18 protein-coding genes and 1 pseudogene are annotated in these 18,312 nt (G+C 61.7%); 7 read left to right on the top strand and 12 right to left on the bottom strand.

Annotated elements, in window-relative coordinates:
* Nucleotides 1–2: 2 nt before the first annotated feature.
* The 5 genes from AB433_RS08685 (at nucleotide 3) to AB433_RS08665 (ending at nucleotide 5,656) form a co-directional block, all read left to right on the top strand.
* On the top strand, nucleotides 3–2,180 hold the full coding sequence (locus tag AB433_RS08685; RefSeq protein ID WP_047820715.1) for a phage tail tape measure protein: 2,178 nt from the start codon (nucleotides 3–5) through the stop codon (nucleotides 2,178–2,180).
* A gap of 41 nt (nucleotides 2,181–2,221) precedes the next feature.
* Nucleotides 2,222–3,199 carry a phage late control D family protein gene (locus tag AB433_RS08680; protein WP_053059073.1) on the top strand — a complete coding sequence of 326 codons (978 nt, stop codon included), beginning with the start codon at nucleotides 2,222–2,224 and terminating at the stop codon, nucleotides 3,197–3,199.
* Nucleotides 3,200–3,437: 238 nt separating this feature from the next.
* Complete coding sequence (locus tag AB433_RS08675) at nucleotides 3,438–3,692, top strand: hypothetical protein (protein WP_156170751.1); 255 nt, start codon at nucleotides 3,438–3,440, stop codon at nucleotides 3,690–3,692.
* 352 nt (nucleotides 3,693–4,044) lie between these two features.
* The gene (trhO, locus tag AB433_RS08670) at nucleotides 4,045–5,022 is read left to right on the top strand and encodes an oxygen-dependent tRNA uridine(34) hydroxylase TrhO (RefSeq protein WP_047820713.1); all 978 of its coding nucleotides are present in this window, start codon (nucleotides 4,045–4,047) and stop codon (nucleotides 5,020–5,022) included.
* Nucleotides 5,006–5,656 carry a glutathione S-transferase gene (locus AB433_RS08665; RefSeq protein ID WP_375782406.1) on the top strand — a complete coding sequence of 217 codons (651 nt, stop codon included), beginning with the start codon at nucleotides 5,006–5,008 and terminating at the stop codon, nucleotides 5,654–5,656. The genes trhO and AB433_RS08665 overlap by 17 nt, the downstream gene beginning before the upstream one ends.
* 57 nt (nucleotides 5,657–5,713) lie before the next feature.
* Here AB433_RS08665 and AB433_RS21015 read toward each other — a convergent pair whose 3' ends face one another.
* The 6 genes and pseudogenes from AB433_RS21015 to AB433_RS08640 form a co-directional block, all read right to left on the bottom strand.
* On the bottom strand, nucleotides 5,714–6,955 hold the full coding sequence (locus AB433_RS21015; RefSeq protein ID WP_053059072.1) for a hypothetical protein: 1,242 nt from the start codon (nucleotides 6,953–6,955) through the stop codon (nucleotides 5,714–5,716).
* 105 nt (nucleotides 6,956–7,060) lie between these two features.
* Nucleotides 7,061–7,126, bottom strand: a pseudogene (locus AB433_RS21765) (hypothetical protein); the annotation flags it as partial.
* 404 nt (nucleotides 7,127–7,530) lie between these two features.
* Nucleotides 7,531–8,256, bottom strand: coding sequence for an anti-sigma factor (locus AB433_RS08655; protein ID WP_047820712.1), 726 nt, complete (start codon nucleotides 8,254–8,256; stop codon nucleotides 7,531–7,533).
* On the bottom strand, nucleotides 8,249–8,821 hold the full coding sequence (locus tag AB433_RS08650; RefSeq protein WP_047820711.1) for a sigma-70 family RNA polymerase sigma factor: 573 nt from the start codon (nucleotides 8,819–8,821) through the stop codon (nucleotides 8,249–8,251). Before AB433_RS08650 ends, AB433_RS08655 begins: the two co-directional genes overlap by 8 nt.
* Nucleotides 8,822–8,973: 152 nt before the next feature.
* A complete protein-coding gene (locus AB433_RS08645; protein ID WP_156170750.1) occupies nucleotides 8,974–11,109 on the bottom strand; it encodes an Ig-like domain-containing protein in 2,136 nt (711 codons plus the stop codon).
* A gap of 182 nt (nucleotides 11,110–11,291) precedes the next feature.
* Nucleotides 11,292–12,338, bottom strand: a complete 1,047-nt coding sequence (locus AB433_RS08640; RefSeq protein ID WP_047820709.1) for a helix-turn-helix transcriptional regulator — start codon at nucleotides 12,336–12,338, stop codon at nucleotides 11,292–11,294.
* Nucleotides 12,339–12,616: 278 nt separating this feature from the next.
* Here AB433_RS08640 and AB433_RS08635 point away from each other — a divergent pair, with 278 nt between their 5' ends.
* Entirely contained in the window at nucleotides 12,617–12,805 is a 189-nt protein-coding gene (locus AB433_RS08635) for a hypothetical protein (RefSeq protein ID WP_047820708.1), read from the top strand.
* 79 nt (nucleotides 12,806–12,884) lie between these two features.
* Here the strand turns inward: AB433_RS08635 and AB433_RS08630 are convergent, their stop codons facing one another.
* Nucleotides 12,885–13,247, bottom strand: a complete 363-nt coding sequence (locus AB433_RS08630) for a PilZ domain-containing protein (RefSeq protein ID WP_082134849.1) — start codon at nucleotides 13,245–13,247, stop codon at nucleotides 12,885–12,887.
* Between the two features lie 200 nt (nucleotides 13,248–13,447).
* Between AB433_RS08630 and AB433_RS08625 the strand changes: the two genes are divergently transcribed.
* Entirely contained in the window at nucleotides 13,448–14,083 is a 636-nt protein-coding gene (locus AB433_RS08625) for a hypothetical protein (protein ID WP_053059070.1), read from the top strand.
* Nucleotides 14,084–14,102: 19 nt separating this feature from the next.
* On the opposite strand, the gene AB433_RS08620 is transcribed toward AB433_RS08625, so the two are convergent.
* The 5 genes from AB433_RS08620 to AB433_RS08605 all read right to left on the bottom strand — a co-directional run bounded on the left by AB433_RS08620 (nucleotide 14,103) and on the right by AB433_RS08605 (nucleotide 18,169).
* A complete protein-coding gene (locus AB433_RS08620) occupies nucleotides 14,103–14,753 on the bottom strand; it encodes a YitT family protein (RefSeq protein ID WP_053059069.1) in 651 nt (216 codons plus the stop codon).
* 39 nt (nucleotides 14,754–14,792) lie between these two features.
* Nucleotides 14,793–14,954 carry a hypothetical protein gene (locus tag AB433_RS20480; RefSeq protein WP_156170749.1) on the bottom strand — a complete coding sequence of 54 codons (162 nt, stop codon included), beginning with the start codon at nucleotides 14,952–14,954 and terminating at the stop codon, nucleotides 14,793–14,795.
* 109 nt (nucleotides 14,955–15,063) lie between these two features.
* Nucleotides 15,064–16,479 (bottom strand): dihydrolipoyl dehydrogenase, encoded by a 1,416-nt coding sequence (lpdA, locus tag AB433_RS08615; RefSeq protein WP_047820706.1) that lies wholly within the window; start codon nucleotides 16,477–16,479, stop codon nucleotides 15,064–15,066.
* Nucleotides 16,480–16,484: 5 nt separating this feature from the next.
* Nucleotides 16,485–16,877 carry an acyl-CoA thioesterase gene (locus AB433_RS08610; RefSeq protein WP_047820705.1) on the bottom strand — a complete coding sequence of 131 codons (393 nt, stop codon included), beginning with the start codon at nucleotides 16,875–16,877 and terminating at the stop codon, nucleotides 16,485–16,487.
* 11 nt (nucleotides 16,878–16,888) lie between these two features.
* Nucleotides 16,889–18,169 (bottom strand): pyruvate dehydrogenase complex dihydrolipoamide acetyltransferase, encoded by a 1,281-nt coding sequence (locus AB433_RS08605; protein ID WP_047820704.1) that lies wholly within the window; start codon nucleotides 18,167–18,169, stop codon nucleotides 16,889–16,891.
* Nucleotides 18,170–18,312 lie beyond the last annotated feature (143 nt).

Here is an 18,312-nt window from a genome sequence, read left to right as displayed (position 1 = left end):
TCGTGTCGCGCGGCCTATCTGTTTTCGTCAATATCGGCGCCAAGATTGGTTCCAGCCTTCCCGGTGCGGTGCGCACTGCGGAATCGCAGATGGGCCGCATTGGTCGCGCCGCGAAGATGGCGGCCGCCGAAAGCAAGATGGCTTGGGCCGGGATGCGCCGCGATATGGGGCGTTTCAACTCTCACGTCTCCATGCCAGCCGCCGCCGTGAGCGGCCTTGGCGCTCGTATGGTTTACGAGTGGAGCAAGGTCGGCAACGAACTCCAAGCCGTAACGCAAATGAGCGATAGCGCGCGCAAAGGCATTGAAGCCGTGGCGCGTTCCATGCCGGGCAATCCGACCGAAAACCTCTCGGCGGCGCTTGACCTTGCGCGCACCGGTTTCACTCCCCGCCAAATCATGGGCTCGCTCGGCACTACCATCAAATTCGGCAAGTCCGACCAATCCGTTGATATGGCGGAATCCGCCGACATCATGACGAACGTGATGAAAGGAATGGGGCTTCCCGACCGGACGCTTGCGGAAATATCCGCATCGTCAAAGCGGGTGGCCACGGCGCTTTCCTATTCGTCGGCAAAATCGTCCACCGACCTCCGGCTTATGGGCCTGTCATTCAAGTATGCCGCACCGATGGCGGCGCGGCTCGGCATCGACGTTGAGGAACTGGCCGGCTATTTTATGACGATGGCCGACAACGGCATCAAGGGCAGTGAGGCCGGCGTTGCATTGCGCTCCGGCATGGTTCGCCTGTTGAAGCCGACCAAGTCCGCCATGGCTATTCTCGACCGCTACAACATGAAGCTGGACGACTACGTGCACGCCAATAAGAAGGCGACGGCGGATGATGTCGTTTCGTTTCTCGGCGCGCAAGGAATCGACGCGAAGGGCGCGCGCGGCGACATCGCCCGGCTCATGGCGGACGACTCCCTCTCCGGTGCGCCGCTCATCGCCAAAATCAGCGAGGCGGTGGCGGCTGGCATGGATGCCGGCGCCGACGCGGCCGACTTGGACAAAATCAGCGATGGCGTGATGGGCGCGATGACCGCCGGCGTCACCAAAATGGACCTCACGAAGTTCATTCAAGACGGCGTCACCAAGGGCTGGACGGCGTCGGACTTCGCAAACTTTTTCGACACCCGGCAGGGCACCCGCTTGATGACGTTGTGGGGCAAGGATGCCGTGCGCAACATCAATGCGGTTCAAGCCGCGGTTCGGGTGGCAAACGGGCAAGGCTCATTTCTCGACAAGATGTATGCGACCCAGAATAAGGGCGCGGTCGGCTCTTGGGGGAAAATCCAGCAAGGCTTTGGCAATCTCATCATTTCCATGGCGGAATCGGGCGTCATGGACACGGTTGCCAATGGCATGAACGCGGTGGCGCAAGGCATGATGAGCCTGTCCAAATCCAACCCGCAATTGCTCAAATTCGTGACCTACGGCATTTTGGGTGCGGCCGCGCTTGCGCCCCTCGGCTTTGCCCTGTCCGGCGCCGCCGCGGGTTTCCGCATCCTTTGGTTCGCGTTGAGCGGCGGCCTTGGAATTTTCCTCCGCATCGGCTCCATGTTCATTGGCCTCGCGCCCGCGATCCTCACCGCCCTCACCTCGCTCGGGGCGGTCATCATCCAAGGGCTCGCCGCGGCCTTCGCGCTACTGTCCAACCCGGTCGGCTGGGCCATCATCCTTGTCGGCGTCGCGGCGGCGCTCATCTACTATTTCCGGGACGACATCGCGAAGGCGTGGCCCAAGGTGGTTACGTGGTTCAAGAATGCTTGGCAGGGAATCAAGGATTGGGCCCTCTCGATTGATTGGGGCAACATCGGCCTGAAAATCGCCGACGCGCTCACGTTCGGGCTCGCCTCCAAGTTCGGCACGGCCATGTCGCAACTCACCAACACCGTCACGAGCACCGGCAAGGGCGGGCGTGGGCAAAAACCCCGCGGCGCTCGACGCAACGGCGGCCCGGTGAGTGCGGGCGGCTCCTATTTGGTCGGCGAGGACGGGCCCGAGGTGGTCACGTTCGGCCATAATGCCCGGGTGCACGCGAACGGCTCCGCGCCGGGTGGGTCGGTCAACGCGACGATCATCATTCAGGATACGCGCGATCCGCAAGCCAATGTCCGGGCGTTTGATGCTTACTTGCGACAGTTGGCGAGCGGGCAACGCAATTTCCTGAGCGATTAATCAGCCAGCCGCTTTCGGCTCGTGAATTGTGAGACATTGCTATGGCGAAACCAGCCGCACGAATTGTTGCCAACGGGCAGGACATCACTAAGCTGCTTATTGGCAGCGCCGAACAATCTATCCTTGTCTCGCTCCGCATCAATGACGAGGCGGGCCTCAAGAGCGATACGATGGAATTGACCGTCGACAATCGCGAGCCTTTCGACATCCCGCCCATTGGTTCGCTTGTGGAGGTGTGGCTTGGCTATGAGCCCTCGCCGGTCCCGATGGGCAAGTTCCGGCTGGATCATTGGGAATTGAGCGGCCCCCCCAGCATCCTGACCTTGACGGCCGCGTCGGCCGAACTCACCACCGAAATCAAGGGGCAAAAGACCCGCTCGTGGCACGATACCACGCTAGGCCAGATTGCCAGCAAGATAGCCGGCGAGCACTCGCTCGGGCTATCCATTGCGCCGGACCTTGCGAGCCGCGAGGTGGAGCATATTGACCAGCAAACCGAGTCCGACCTCAATTTCCTTTCCCGGCTGGCCAAGCGGAACGGCGCGGTTTTCAAACTCGCCGATGGTAAAATCCTGCTTGCCGAGAAGGGGAGCGATTTGCATCCGTCCGGCACACAAAAGCTGGAAACCAAAATAACGCCTTCCGATGTCGTGAGTTGGCGTATTGAAGAAAGCGAACGCGGCCAGAATGGCTCCGTGAAGTGCCAATGGGTGGACCATGAGGCGGGGAAGCGGAAAACCGTGACGGCGGGCTCCGGCTCGCCAGTGCAGCGCGACAAGCGCCTCTATCGGACGGAGGCGGAGGCCGGCGCGGCGGCTCGCGCCTTGCTGGGGGACCTCCAGCGCGGCAAACGCTCAGGCTCGATTGAGATGGCCGGCAACCCGGCCTTATATGCCGGATGCATCTTGGGGCTCTCCGGTTTTCATGCGGCCGTTGACGGGCAGCAAAGTGTGAGTTCGGTGACGCATGAACTACGTAGCAGCGGCTACACGACAAGCGCCTCTTTCGAATCGGTATGAGCCATTTTGCGTCGTGATTCGTGCGCAAACCTAACGGACCCGACGGACGGCGCACCGGATGAGCGCGACATCGCTCTAAGGCGGTGCAACGGAAATCATCCGTCGGGTTGCAAACCCTCAATTTCCCGACTTAAAAGCATCCCGCGGGACAGTGGCCGACGGCTCACCGCACGAGGGAAACTTGGAACCTGAGGGGGTTATCATGGAAATTCGTGCGATTGAGTGCGCGTCGGCGCATGTGAGTGATTTCGGCCGCTTGTCGGTGCAGATTGATGCGGCGGAGGTCATTGCGGGGGATCGGCCCGGCGGACCCAGCTTTGGCGATGTTATGGCGGTTCGCTCGCTTGAGGCACAGTTGCCAGCACTCCAGCCGCAGACGCTTGACGATTGGCAATGGCTGGCACGGCGGCTGGCGCGGGCCTTAGAGGGCGGCTGGGAGGATATGGCCGTGCCGCTCATCCGGTTGGCGAGCGCCGACCGATTTGCCGCCTAGCGAGACAAGACGGCCGGAGAGGTCCGATTTATCTGTGGATTTAGGGCCCTCCCCGGCGCGCTTTTTCCGACCCTGATCTTTCCCGCCGCTTTTAGGGACTAGGTTAGGGTCGGTCAGCTCGGGCAATCCAAAAACGGCAGAAATCCGCACTTTTTTGGCGAATGTTAGTAGCCCACCCTGTCCGCCACCCTTGTCTGGGGTGGGGGTCAGGGTGATCGAGAGAACACACCATGGTTCGGAGTCGTAGCGAAGCGGCGACGTGGCCGCAGGCCACAATCCAAACCTGTCCGCCAATCTCACCCTAACCGGCACACTTACTGACGAATCCGCCGCGCATCGCTAAGAGCCTGCCATGCCGATTCTCGAATGCGATACCGCAGAACCTGTTTGCGTAGCGGCGCTGTACAGATTCACGCGCTTTGACGATTGCGCCAGTTTGCGCGGGCCGTTGGAACAGGCCTGCCGGGATCACGGCATTCGCGGAACATTGCTGCTTGCATCAGAAGGCATCAACGGCACGATCGCTGGTTCTCCCGACGGTATTGCCCAAGTGCTGGAGCATATTCGCAGCCTGCCCGATTGCGCCGATCTTGACGTCAAAAGGTCGACCGCCTTGGAAATGCCGTTCCATCGTATGAAAGTACGTTTGAAGCGGGAGATCGTAACAATGGGGCAACCTGGGCTCGACCCGCGGGCCAGTGTCGGGACTTATGTCGACGCACAGGACTGGAATGCGCTGATCTCTGATCCCGACACTATCGTGATCGACACGCGCAACGATTACGAGGTCGGGATCGGCACCTTCGAAGGGGCGATCAATCCCAATACGGCGAGCTTTCGCGATTTCCCGGACTGGTTCCGGCGTGAGCGCGAGCGCTTGCTGGGCACCGGGGTTCAGCCAAAGGTCGCGATGTTCTGCACCGGGGGCATTCGTTGCGAAAAGTCGACCGCTTTCCTCAAGCAAGAGGGGGTCGAGGATGTCTACCACCTGAAGGGCGGCATACTGAAATATCTCGAAACCGTGCACGAAGAGAGCAGTCTTTGGCATGGCGAATGCTTCGTATTTGATCAGCGCGTATCGATTGGCCATGGCCTAAAGCAAGGAAGCCTTGGCCTGTGTCACGCGTGCCGCCGCCCGATCAGCCCAGAGGATCGCAACTCGGTCCTCTACGAAGAGGGTGTGAGCTGCCCGCATTGCCATGCCGAGAGGACCGAGGAACAACGCGCGTCCTATCGTGAACGTCATCGGCAGGAGACGCTTGCGGCGGCGCAGGGGCGCGCTCACGTGGGGGCGATCATGCCCGATCTGGCGGATGACGATGCCGATTGATCCGATCCTCTACAGCTTTCGTCGCTGCCCCTATGCGATGCGAGCCCGGCTGGCGCTGGCGATCGGCGCGACCCGGTGCGAATTGCGCGAAGTAAAGCTATCGGCAAAACCGCAAGCGATGCTGGACGCTTCGCCGAAAGGGACCGTGCCTGTCCTCGTGCTGCCCGATAGTCGGGTTATCGACGAAAGCCTGGACATCATGCATTGGGCCTTGGCGCAAAGCGACCCGGAGGGCTGGCTGGCACGCGACGATGCGACTTTGATTGCCACGAATGACGGGCCTTTCAAGCACGATCTGGATCGCTACAAATATCCCGAGCGTCACGGTTCCGATGCAGTCGAACATCGCGAAAAGGGCTTGGACTTTCTGCGCGTGCTGGACGCTAGACTGGTGGCCGACGGGCAGCTTTGCGGGGATCGGCCCGGATTGGCCGATGCCGCGATTTTCCCCTTCGTTCGGCAGTTCGCCGCCGTGGACCGCGACTGGTTCGACGGTCTGCCGCTGCGTTATCTTCAACGCTGGCTTGCGGGCCATCTGGAATCCGACCTTTTCGCCACCGTCATGCTACGCAAAAAACCGTGGTCGGAAGGCGATCCCGTCATCCATTTCCCTGCCGACACGCCGCGAAGCTGACAAAAGGAAACGGCCAGAGCATTTGCCCCGGCCGTCCTTCCTCGTCCCAAGGAAGCCTTACCAGGCCATCTGGAACCCGGCCCGTGCACCTACTTCACCGCTGTCGAAGCCGACGCCCATGCCTGCCGATACCGCCGTCGTCGGACTGACCCGCGCCGCGACCGAGGCGGAACCGGCGACCCTGTTCTGGTAATAGCCAAATCCGCCGGAGACGCCGAAGCTGGTGCCGGGGAACAGCACTGGTGATTCCATCGCCAGTGCCATCGCCACGCCCTCGTTCGCCTTGCGGATTTCACGTCGGTTGTGATCGACCAGATCGAACAACTGGGCCGTCTGTCCTTGCAGATCCATAATAGCCATCGAATTCTGACCGATAGCCATCGCGTTCTGGCCAATCGCCGCAGTGTTCATCGCTACGTCGTTATAGCTGGCAAGACCGGTCAGGCCCGGCGTCGTGCTCAGCCCAAGCGTGCCGTTGCTGTCGGCGGTGACGACAGAGATCGGCCCGGTCTGCGACGCGGTGCTGGCATCCAGCGATGCGACGACGACCTGCCCATCGTTCGTAGCGGTTGCCCCGTTACCGATGGCCACCGAATTTGTACCGGTTGCGCTGGCCTGATTGCCGATGGCGACAGAGGTTTCGCCCGAAGCCACCGCCGCTTCGCCGACGGCAACCGAACGAACGCCGGACGCTTCGGCAAGATGGCCAAGCGCCGTGGCCCGCTCTGCCGTGGCCGCCGAACGCCAGCCATACGCAGTCGCACCCGCCCCAATGGCCTGCGCTTGTCCACCGACGACGGTCGTCGATGGGCCGCTGGCAATCGTCTGCAAGCCGTCCACGCCGTCGCGGTTGCCACCGATGGCGATGGCATCGCCGCCTTCGGCCAGCGCGGTGTTGCCGATAGCGACTGAATTCGTGCCCGATGCAATCGAATCCTCACCGCCCGCAAAGCTCTGGTCGCCAGATGCCGTGGCCTGATGTCCGACAGCCGTCGCCATCATGCCGGTCGCCGAAGATTGCCAACCGAATGCCGATGATCCGGGGTTCATGGCCACGCTCTCTCCGCCGATAGCAGTGGTGGAATTGCCCATCGCCATCGCCGTATCGCCGATGGCGAGCGCGTCGATGCCGTTGGCGATCGACTCGTTACCAATGGCGGTCGAAAAGTCGCTCTGCGCATCGGCGTTCTCGCCAACGGCCAGCGAGCGCTCACCCTGTGCGGTCGCAAGGTGACCCAGCGCAGTTGCGCGCGTACCGACGGCCTGCGACTGCCAACCAACGGCGGTCGCGCCGGGCATGGTTGCATCGGTTTCGCCGCCGATTGCTACCGTCGATGCGGCCGATGCGTTTGCAGGGTCGGTTCCGGCATCATCACCGCCGATGGCGACGGCATCGGTCCCGGTAGCGGTTGCGCCATTGCCAACGGCGGTTGCCCCCGCAGCGGTGCGGTATCGGCATCGGTGCCGCATTCGGTTGCCTCTGTCGTGGGATCGTCGTTCTGGTCGTTGCAGGCAGGCGTTTCGTCAGCCTGCGCCGTGGCGGCAAGGCCCAGCGTAGCCGTCGAAGCCAGCAGGGCCACTGCGAAGCGCGTGTTCAGGATATTCATGTCAGTTTCCTTCCACTCAGGACGAGAAACCGCAGGTGACGACGAGCAAGCGAGCGTTGCGGGAAGCGGACGCATTCGAGTTCGTTACAGTCATGCCCTTCCCCTTTTTCCGCTCATGGCCTGTCGAGCCGCGGGCCACCCTGTTTCGGGTGACGCGTGCAGCTACGAAGTGCAGGTGTGATCGGATGCACAGCGCGGCGAAAAAATTTCCGCTACGCGCGCGCGAAGACGTACAAATGCTATAAATCAGTCATTTACTGTCAGGAACTAGACTTGGTCGAGCGTGCCCGCGACGATAATCGGCAAGGTCGGAGCCGCATGGGGCGCCCCTTCGGCCTGTTCATACGTGACTGCGAAGGTTGCGCCTTCACGCATCAGGTCCGCTTCGTCTGCCGACAGTTCCCGCGCCAACCTGCCATCGGCGGGTATCAGGCCAAGCGACACTGGCGCGCCGCCTTCGGGAATAACCCACAGCTCGGACGCCTGACCTTCGGCGGGCTGCAGGCCACGCGCATTGAGCGACAAGGTCCGGCCATCCGGATCGATGACGCTGGCCAAGCGTACGCCGCCATCCTCTGCCGCCAGTTGCGCGACAAGCTGGCCACTCGGGAAGCCCGTCTCTGTCGGAACCGGAGTGGGAACCGGTGCAACACCGGGTGTTGCAACGAACAATGCGATGGCCGCCGCAGCAGCACCCAACCCGGCAAGGGCGACCGCAATGCTCCACGGCGCGGGACCGCGGCGGATTGGCATAACGACATCGTCGCCCGTTCCATTCAGGTAGACCTCGATCGCCTGCCATACGCTCGCCGAGGGCTGAACGGCGGCAATCTGCTCGGACCACGTGCCCAGCCGGTTCTCCCACCACGAAACCTCGGTCGCAAAAGCCCGGTCGGACAACATCCGCTGGCGCGCTTCGGCCAGTTCCTGCCCTTCCAGGACGCGGAGCGCATATTCGCCGGCCAGCATATCGGGATCGCCAGCCTCAGCCACCAAGACACCCCTTCAGACTGGCGAGCCCGCGCCTGATCCAGCTTTTCATGGTGCCCAACGGTACGCCAACCCGTTCGGCCAGTTCGGAATGGCTAAGTCCGTCAAAGAACGCGAGGCGGATCGAACGGCGATGGTCGGTCTGCAACCCTTCGAGACATTGCTGGACCCGGTCGGCATCCTCAAGGTCGCACAACACTTCGTCAGCAAGCGCTGCGTCGTCCTCGATCTCTGGCAAGGCGTCTTCGTCCATGGGCGTTTCCCGACCGGTCCGCCGTCTGGAATCGATGGCCGCGTTGCGTGCAATCGCGCAAAGCCACGTGATAGGACTGGCCCGATCCGGGTCGAAGCGACCTGCCCTGCGCCAGACTTTTACATAAACGTCCTGCAAGACATCTTCGGCGGATTCGCGATCCCGCTCGATCCGGACAATAACGCCGAACAGCTTTGCCGAAGTCAGGTCGTAAACCGTCTTTAAAGAAGACCTGTTGCCATGCGCGACTTCGGCCAGCGCAAGCGCCAGTTTCGTCCGATTTTCGCTCGGCTCTTTTGATGCCGCTGCATCCATCCCGTTCAGACGTATAGCATAAATTGGTAGAGAGCGAATCTCGATTGCGCTTGACACCAATTGAAGCAGCGATCGACGGTCCGCCAAACATAGAAGGGCCAAGGCTTTCGCCCCGGCCCTCCTCCCCCAACGAAGCGCAAAGGGACTTGCGCTTATCGCGTGCCGGTAACCGACGTGGTACCCGAGCAGAACGTGCCATTCGGCCCGCTGTAGCTCCACGAGCCGGAGCCCGAGAGGTGGTTGCTGTCGGGGATGCGGATCGTGATGGATTCGGTCGTCTCGCCCGGGTCGTCATCGTAAGTGACCGTTTTCGACCCAACGAGACCGTTCGGATCGTCCTTGCTTCCCATCGAGAACGGGATGGTGATACCGCTGTAGACCGTCTGGTACTGTGTATCCGAAAGCTTGGTCACCGATGTCGCGAAGCTCTGCGCTTCGTTTGGACACAAATTGGGCGAGCTTTCCGATGTTGTGGTTGAGGTGGTGCTTACCTGCCATACGCCATCGAACTTACGGACGACGTTGATCATCACAGTCGCGGTGTTCGAATATCCGTCTTCGTTCAGAGCGCGGAACGTGAACTTGTCCGTGCCGAAATAGGTGCCCGACGGGGTATAGGTGAAACTGCCGTCTGCGGTCAGGTTGAGCGTGCCGTGCGCGGGCCCGGTCACCACCTCGTGCGTGTCGGCGCCTTCGGATACGACCTGCGCACTGCCCGACCGGCCCTGAACGACCTCGACAGCGGAATCGATTGCTTTCGGAAGATCGAACAGGAGCTTACCGGGCACGGAAAGAGCCTCCTCCTGCGATCGGTTGATCAGGAACGTGAAGTCGACTTCGGTACCGCTCGCGGGCTGCGGCGCGTCGAAGGTGAGCTTGAAAACTTCTGCATCAACGGCGGTCAGACTGCCGGAGGCATTGCCGCCGCTTACCGAACCCAATGATATCCGCGACGTGGGAACGGTAACGGTCTTCGCCATCTGGATCTGCTCTAGGCCGTCGATCAGGTTGGCAGGCAGGAACGAGAGCGTTGCGATCGCCGTGTCGATAAGCGACTGCACCTTGAACGCCTGCGCGGCAATCGCCGGAGCGGGTGAATGGGTGCGCGTTATGCGGAACGTGCGGGACGTTTTAGGCCGAAAGGCCTGCTCCGATACCGCGATCGTCAACGGACGCGCGCCATTGACCTGCAGGTCCTCGAAGGGGGCCAACGCGGCAGTCTGCTGCAGGCAGATGTTCGCATAGTTTTCCCAGTTGGCCGTGGCATAGATGAAAGCGGCTGTAAGCGCACCAAGCCCGAGGCCGACGCTGCCGATCCCGGCGATGCCGAGGGCCGGCGCGATCTTGCCGGCAAAACCGGCGGTTACCGAGAGGACAAGCAGAGGCCCGAAATAAAGCGGCGCCACCTTTGTCAGGCAGTCGCCGGAAGTGGGCGTGTAGTTGACCGGGATATACCTCCAGGCTTGGGTCGTTTGCCCAACGCTGATCAGGCCATTGGCGGCGAGAAACGAGGCGAGCTGGGCGACGTCGGCATCGTTGGCCGTCGCAAGATTGGCCTGCGCGGTATTCAGCGTCGCCAGATCCGCTTCGAGCCGGGACTTGTCGTTGGCGTTGATCGTCGGGGTGGCAAGATAGCTGTTGATCAGCTGGCGCATTTCGTTCGCGAAGGTTGCCACCTTCGTGCGGGCATCGGGCACTGCGATCGCGGCATTTACGCTGATCGGAACCGAAAACTGGCGGTTGCCGATCGTGATGTCGAGGGTGCCGGTACCTGCCGTCGTCCCGACCGGGACGGCATAGGCAAGCAGGCCGTTGCCGACCGGAATAACCTCGATGGCCTGCCCGTTGAATGTCGCCTGATAAGTGGCTGCGTCCAGATTGATTCCATCCGCCGCAAGGTACCCGATGCCGCCTGCGCGAATGGTCTGCGACCCCAGCATGGCCTCTACGGTTGCCGTCGCGGGCTGAACAGTGATCGTGACCTTGGCGCTTGCTTTCTTGCCCCCGCTGTCGGTGGCACTGGCGGTACAGTCGATCGTGGTGTTCGCGGTAACGTCAGGCACCGTCAGCAGCGTGCCGGTCAATGATCCGCCGGTGCACGACAGCGTGTAATCGAGGTTTGCGTCCTTGTCGTCCGACACGCTGACGGTCAGTGGCACGATCTCGCCGCTCTCTGCCGTGGCCTTTGCGGTCAGTGTGACGACCGGTGCGCGGTTACCGTCCGATCCGCCGCCGCCACACGCGGTAAGCGAGCCGAGGACAAGCAAAGTGGCAATCGTATTTCTCATGTTTCGCGACCCCTGTTGGTCCGCACCGGCCATTTCGTGGCTGGCGGACAGTCCCTGCAATCCGAAGGTGGGTTCGGATCGCTCCGGGCCGGGGGCATAAACCGCGGTGATTCTGCGAAAATCTGCAATTGTGTAGATGTCGGGATTTTCTTCGGATCGCGGCGCAATCCTGACGGAACTTGTCAGAAATATTGAGAAAGTGTTGCGATCAGTTCCAGCTGGCTGCCGCTGTTCGACTTCGACAGGATGCGGTGCAAGTGGGTGCGCACCGTGCCAAGGCCGATGGCCATCGCATCGGCGATTCCGGCCGCCGCCTTGCCGTCAAGCAAGTGGACCAGCACCGTCGCTTCGGTCGGGGTCAGGGCAAAGGCAGAGCGTGCCCACTCCGCCCGCCGAATCGACCGCGCCCGCCCAAGGTGCAACACCACCATCGCGCAGGGATCAAAATCGAGATCGTGCAGGCGGGGTGCCGGGGTTATGTCGATGTGCAGGGGAATGCCTTTGCGATCACGCAGAACAATCGATGCCGGGGGTGCCGCGGTCAGATCGGCATGGGCAAGGCACGCGGCAGCCAGCGCGGTATCGAATAGCGACTGCAGTTCCGAGACGCAGGTGACGACGCGGCCGTTGGCAAGCGAGATCCAGCGATCGCGTGCAAAGGTTTCAGCTGCGGCATCCGAAACCGACCGCACCCGCCCGTGCCGGTCGCAGATCAGCACCGCCGCGCTGATCCGGTCCATTGCGCCGGTCAGCATGGCAAAGGCCTGACGCTCCAGCGCGAGTTTCGCGGAGACCGCCGATTGCGCATGACGAGAGAGCAGTTTGAACCGCTCTTTGTCATCCGTGTCCATCGCCTCTTGCGACTGGCTGCGGATCGCGCAAAGGCCGATCAGCGCATTGTCCCGCACCAGCAGGTTGGTCGTGCAGGTATAGCCCACGTCATGCCGATCCAGCCACGCACCGAATTCGGGTGAGAAGCGCTTGTCCTCCTCTGTCGTATAGTCGGCCTCGTCCCGAAACTGCAGCTCGCGCGAGACACGGCCGATCCGCACGCGCGAATTGACCGTCGGGTTGCCGCCACCTACCAGTGCGAACTCTACATCCGCGCCCGGCGCAATCTCGGTCATGATGTTGAAGTCGACAACGGCGCCCGCGCCGATGCCCACCATCTGACCCGTTCGCGCACCGATCGCATCGGAAAACCGACGCAGCGCCGCATCCCACGGCAACAGCCCAAAGGCTGCGTCGCGAAAAGCAGTGGCGGCAGTATCGAGAGGGTTGAGCGATGGCAGAATAGCACCCGGGGGAAAGCACCAAAGTTCAGACCTTTAATGCATGTCAGCCGCTTTGCACCTGCAATTTTGTATAGCTGTAGAAATCGGACCGGACGAACCGGGGCTACAGTGACGCTTGCCGCCTACCGAACGCCGGGATTTGCCACATCCACGCTCCCGGTGTCATGATTTTTGGTCCCTCTCTCTGAAGAAGCGCCGGCCCAGCGCGAGCCGTGAAAGTCATCGTCGATACCGACATATCTGGCGATGTGGACGATGCGCTGACGCTTGCTCTTCTAGGCAGGCGAGAGCTTGACGTTCTGGCGATGACTCTTGGGCACGAGGCGCCGGGGATTGCGCCCGCTATCGATGCGGTGAACCCTATTAGGCTTATCCAGGCATTCCGATTGGCGCGGTTCTAAAAGACAGCGCCGCAGTCAGTGGTGCCTGGATCGATCAGCCCGACATGGCGGAAGGCAATGAAGCGCACTGTTCGCCCGGCTAGCCAACGGGTCGAAGGTTCTTCGCTTCCAGCGGTACGGTCTTGCGCGGGCCCGGTCCAAGGATCGACCGCAACTGCGACATGCGCGTAATCGTATCAACCTGCGCGGCCGCCAGCGCGCGGCGGAAGCGCAGGCCTGCGCTTTCACCGTGACGCAGCCAACGAACCTCTGCCTCTACCCGGCCAACGTCATCAATGTCGAGAATGACCCAATCCGACCGGCGCAGCGACAGGCGCGGTCCGCGTAGCGAGCACCCCTCGCTGGATACGTCGGAAAGAACGCCCTTGCGCGACAATCCCGGCCCCGACCGAAATCGGCAATCCGCGCTAATGTCGCGACGTGGTTCCTGGCGGCAATGCATGGTTTGAAAGTCCCCAACTTAACATATGCTAACGCAATGATGCTTCTCACTCAGAACCGCCGCGCGTTTCAATTTTGGTAACCATAGCGCACCGCCCCTGTCCCAGCCTTGCACAGTTTGGGGGCGAACTCGGGAACACGCCGCGCGACCAGCAGTTGGATTGACAACCTAAGGCGGGAGGATGCCGAAGGAGAATTACTGTGCAAGGCATCAATCCGCTGGTCTGGATGATCGTGGCCGTCGTCGTCATCGCCCTGCTCGTCATCTGGTACATGATGGCCCGCCGCCGTACCGCCAACCTGCGCAACCGGTTCGGAGACGAATATGACCGCACCGTCGACCATGTCGGTCATACCGGCAAGGCAGAGGCTGCACTGGAAGAACGCGAACGCCGCGTGGCCCAGCTCGACATCCGCCCCTTGACTGCCGCCGAGCGCGATACGTTTTCGCACGAGTGGCACGATATCAAGGCCGTCTTCGTTGAAAGCCCGGCAGAGGCCGTGCTCCATGCCGACCGCATGTTGCCCAAGGTGATGAAGGCCAAGGGCTTTCCGATGGGCGATTTCGATCGTCGCTATGAAGACCTGACCGTCGATCATGGCGAAGTCGCCCGTCACTACCGCGCCGGTCGCGATCTGGCAGAGCGTCAGAACCGAGGTGAGGCATCGACCGAGGATCTGCGTCAGGCGATGATCCATTATGAAGCGCTGTTTGACGAACTGGTCGCCGACGTTGCCGATGACCGCGATCTTGATCGTCGCGACGACGGCCCAGTTACCTCGTCCCGCCCGGTTAGCTCGCGCCCCGTGTCCTCTCGCGCGCAGCCGGTGGACTAAGTCGCAGCGGGGCGCTGCATCAATATCCGGTGTAGCGCCCCGGCTTGTGATAGGCGATCAGGATACCGCTGACCGCAGCCACGCTAAGGATCGAATAGAGCGCCAGTTCGGATGGGATCATGAGCACCGCAGTGACGATGATCGCGGCGTCGAGCACGAAACTCATCCAACCTACGCTCCAGCCCTTTTTCTTTTGCAGCCAGATCGACAGGATGGTCACGCCGCCGACGCCCGCCTTGTGGCGCAGCATGGCCAGAATGCCCGCGCCCGAAGCGGTGCCCCCGGCCAGCGCCGCGAAAGCGGGGTGGATATAGCCGATCTCCATCGACAGCCGCGTGATCGCGGTCCAGATTGAAACCAGCCCGACGGCGGCAATAGACTTGATCAGGAACGACCGCCCCATCGCGCTTCCTGCCAGCAGGAAGAAGGGCATGTTCAGCAGCCAGAACGCCGCATCGACCGTGATCGGCGTGAGGTACGAGACGAGCAGCGCCACCCCGCCCATGCCCGCCGTAACAATCCCGCTGGCCTTCATCAGCGTTAGGCCGATGGCCATCAGGACAGAGCCGGTCGCGAGGCCGTAGATGTCCTCGCCCAATGTGTGCGGCGTTGCTTTCGGGAACAGCGCCTCTGACGCCGAAGCCTGAATTTCAGGTGTCTCGCTCTCCATCGCTGACCGCTAACGCAGCCGGTCGATGGCGGCAAGTTGTCAGCCTGCCATTTGCTGACTTACCTCTGGCAAGCCGTCAGATCGGCTGGGCCGCGCCTCTCGCGTTTGTTGGCGATTGCGCGCGCCCCGGTCGAGCTGACGGATCACCGGACGCGGTTCTTGCGAAGGCAGGGTTTCGTGATCGCAAATCTCGAATTCCATCGGCCGTCTCCCAACAGGCTGTTATGCCACGGGAAACGCCGATGGTTTGCGCCGGTTCCGCCAGATGCGCCGAACCGAAAATCCGGCGCGGCGGGCGGTCGGAATGACTTCAGATATGCACGGCCCTACCATATGCGGCGAGGACGGACTCGTGCATGGATTCGCTGATCGTCGGGTGCGGGAAGACGGTCTGCATCAGCTCCGCTTCTGTCGTCTCCAGCGTCTTGCCGACCACGAAGCCTTGAATCATCTCGGTCACTTCCGCACCGATCATGTGCGCGCCTAGCAATTCGCCGGTCTTGGCGTCGAACACCGTCTTCACGAAGCCCTCCGGCTCACCCAGTGCAATCGCCTTGCCGTTGCCGATGAACGGGAAGGTGCCTGCCTTGACCTCGTAACCCGCTTCCTTCGCCTTCGCTTCGGTCATGCCGACGCTGGCGATCTGCGGGTGGCAGTAGGTGCAGCCCGGTATATTGTTGCGGTCAAGGCCGTGCGGGTGAACGTCCTTGTTGCCGAGTTCCAGCGCGATTGCTTCGGCCGCAGTGACGCCTTCGTGGCTCGCCTTATGCGCCAGCCACGGACCGGGGGTGCAGTCGCCGATGGCCCAGACACCCTTCACGTTCGTCCGACCGAAGTCATCCACCTTGATGTGAAACCGGTTGTCGGGTTCGATATTCAATTCATCCAGACCGATGTTTTCAACGTTCGGCACGATGCCGATGGCGACGATGACGTGGCTGAATTCGACTTCTTCCGCTTTGCCGGACTTGTCGGTGATTTTCGCCTTCACCGCCTTTGCGCCATTGTCCAGAAGCTCGACCTTGGCGCCTGTCTTGATCGTCATGCCCTGTTTCGTCAGCGCTTTTTCAAGGAATGCTGAAACATCGGCATCCTCGACGGGGACGACGCGATCCATCATCTCAACCACCGTCACATCCGCGCCCAGATCGTTATAGAAACTGGCGAATTCGATGCCGATGGCACCCGAACCGATGACCAGCAGTTTCGACGGCATTTCAGACGGGGTCATCGCATTGCGATAGGTCCAGATACGCTTGCCGTCGGCGGGGAACTTGGGCAGGTCGCGAGCCCGTGCGCCGGTGGCGATGATTATATGCTTCGCCGTCAGTTCTTCGGTGCCCTTGTCGCTGGTCACCTCCAACTTGCCCGGCGCCATCAGCTTGCCGGTTCCCATGTGCACCGTGATCTTGTTCTTCTTCATCAGGTGCGTCACACCCGCATTCAGCTGCTTTGCCACGCCGCGGCTGCGCTTCACCACAGCCTCTAGGTCGGCGGTGATTTCCTTCGCCGCCAGACCATAGTCCTTGGCATGCTGCATGAAATGATAGACCTCCGCCGAACGCAGCAGCGCCTTGGTCGGGATACAACCCCAGTTGAGGCAGATACCGCCGAGCAGCTCCCGCTCCACGATCGCGGTCTTCAGGCCCAGTTGCGCAGCCCGGATCGCAGCAACATAGCCGCCGGGGCCCGAACCGAGGACGATGACATCATAATTGGCCGACATACTTTTCAGAGCTCCTGCCCGGTCGGGTACGTCGGGCGGTCTTTTACCGCTCTCGGACGTCCCTCATCATTGACGACGACGAAGGTAAAGCTGCCGCTGCACACTTCCTTCGTAGCCTCTCCATTCCGTTCGCGCGAAATGCCGCGAACCGCTATTTCGATCGAAGTATTTCCTTCACCCGCGATGTCGGCATAGATCGACAGCTCGTCCCCCACCGCCATCGCGCCGGGAAAGCGAAAATCGGTCGCGCCGATCACCACCGCCGTGCCGTTCGCATGGCGCGAGGCGAGCGAACCCGCGCCCAGCGCCATCTGGCTCATCAACCAACCGCCGAACACCCCGCCATAGGGGTTCGTATCGGCAGGCATGGCGGTGACGCGGATGACGGGTTGCCCCATCCCCCCACTCATCAGGCCAGCAAACCCATCGGCTTTTCGATCAGGTCCTTGAACACCTGCATCAACTGCGCCCCGTCGGCACCGTCGATGGCGCGGTGGTCGAAGCTGCCGGTGGCGGACATCACGGTCGCGATCTGCAGGCTGTCGTCGACTACATAGGGCCGTTTTTCGCCCGCGCCGATGGCCATGATCATACCCTGCGGCGGGTTGATGACCGCTTCGAACTGCTTGATGCCGTACATGCCCATATTCGACAGGCTGGCCGTGCCGCCCTGGTATTCCTGTGGCTGCAGCTTGCCTTCGCGGGCACGGGCGGCAAGGTCCTTCATCTCGGTGCTGATCTTCGACACCGTCTTGTCGCCGGCATCGACTACGATCGGCGTAATCAGGCCCGCCGGAATCGACACGGCAACCGAAATATCGGCGCGAGTAAAGCTAAGCAGCTGATCGCCCGCGAACTGCACGTTGCAGGCCGGAACCGCGATCAGCGACTTGGCCAGCGCCTTTATCATCAGGTCGTTGACCGAAAGCTTCACGCCGCTGCTGGCCAGACTGTCGTTCAGTTCGGCGCGCAGCTTCAGCAAGGCGTCGAGGCGGATATCGACTGTCAGGTAGATGTGCGGCACCTGCTGCTTCGATTCCGTCAGGCGGCGCGCGATGGTTTTGCGCATGTTCGACAGCTTTTCCGCGGTGTGCGGGATGCCGAAATCCTGCGCGGCGACTGGGGCGGGCGTGATCGCGGATGCAGAAGCGGGAGCCGGGGCCGCAGCCGCAGCCGAGCCGGCCTTCGCGCCTTCGACGTCGGCCTTGACGATACGCCCGTTCGGGCCGCTGCCCTTGATAGCGGAAAGGTCGATGCCACGGTTCGCTGCAATGCGGCGAGCCAGCGGAGAGGCGGCGATCCGGTCGCCGTCGCTAGACGACGCCGCCGGGGCAGGCTTTGATTCAGGTGCGGGCGTCGGCGCAGGGGCGCTTTCCGCGACTGCCGGTTCTGCCTTTGCTTCCGACTTCGGCTCTGCCTTCTTGGCGGGAGCGGCTGACACGTCTTCACCCTCTTCGGCCAAAGTCGCGATCACGGTGCCGACCTTCACGTTTTCGGAACCGGCCTCAATCGCGATGTCGGCGATTACGCCTTCGTCGATCGCTTCGAATTCCATCGTCGCCTTGTCGGTTTCAATCTCGGCAATGACATCGCCGGGCTCGATCTTATCGCCCTTTTTGACGAGCCATTTGGCAAGGGTCCCCTCTTCCATGGTGGGAGAGAGAGCGGGCATTTTCAGTTCAATTGCCATCGATTTCCTTGAGGGTAGGAAGCAGGAGTTTCGTAGCGTTTTTGCGCTGTGCGGCATGACGGGTCAAGCCACCATCCAAGCGTTTTTCTTGCGTATTTGCCACCGAACGCGCAACAAAGGCGCAACAAAAATAACAAGTGAAA

It is taken from the genome of Croceicoccus naphthovorans (assembly GCF_001028705.1).
GTDB lineage: Bacteria > Pseudomonadota > Alphaproteobacteria > Sphingomonadales > Sphingomonadaceae > Croceicoccus > Croceicoccus naphthovorans.
The sequence above is the reverse complement of the archived record's forward strand: the minus strand, read 5'-3'. Positions and strand labels throughout refer to the sequence as shown.